Below are 578 nucleotides of genomic sequence, written 5' to 3' on the forward strand. Positions count from 1 at the left end.
AAACCGCTGGACCGCATCCTCACCGCAGCACGCGCCAACCCGCGCCATATCATCCTGCCCGAAGGCCGCGATCCCCGTGTGGCAGAGGCCGCAAGGCGCCTGACCGGCGAAGGCTTAGCTCGCGTCAGCCTGATGAACGGACCGGAAATTGCTGGCGTCAGCATGATCCTTCCAGCCGAGGCGCCTGACCTCAACCAATTGGCCGATCACTGGCACCGGATGCGGATGGCCAAGGGAATGACCGCTGAACGTGCGGTGATCGAGATGCGCGATCCGATCCGTCAGGCAGCAATGCGGGTCCGGCTGGGTCAAGCGGATGGCACCGTAGCAGGCGCGGTCGCGACAACTGCTGACACCGTCCGCGCCGCGTTGCAGATCATCGGCCGCTCCCCTGACGCGCCGATTGTGTCGAGCTTCTTCCTGATGCTGGCTTGTGATAACGGCGCCCCGATCAAGGGCGGCATGATCTTCTCCGACTGCGGTCTGGTGGTCGATCCTGATGCCGAGGGTCTCGCCGCCATTGCCCGTGCGTCGGCCGACAGTTGTCGCAGGCTTCTGGGTGAAACTCCGCGCGTAGC

1 protein-coding gene is annotated in these 578 nt (G+C 64.9%); it reads left to right on the forward strand.

The window, feature by feature from the left end; translation table 11 throughout:
* Positions 1–578 (forward strand): phosphate acyltransferase (locus IE224_RS20910; protein WP_229849510.1); only part of this gene is annotated, 578 nt, incomplete at both ends.

This window comes from Paracoccus aerius (assembly GCF_014656455.1).
In the GTDB taxonomy this organism is placed as follows: Bacteria; Pseudomonadota; Alphaproteobacteria; order Rhodobacterales; family Rhodobacteraceae; genus Paracoccus; species Paracoccus aerius.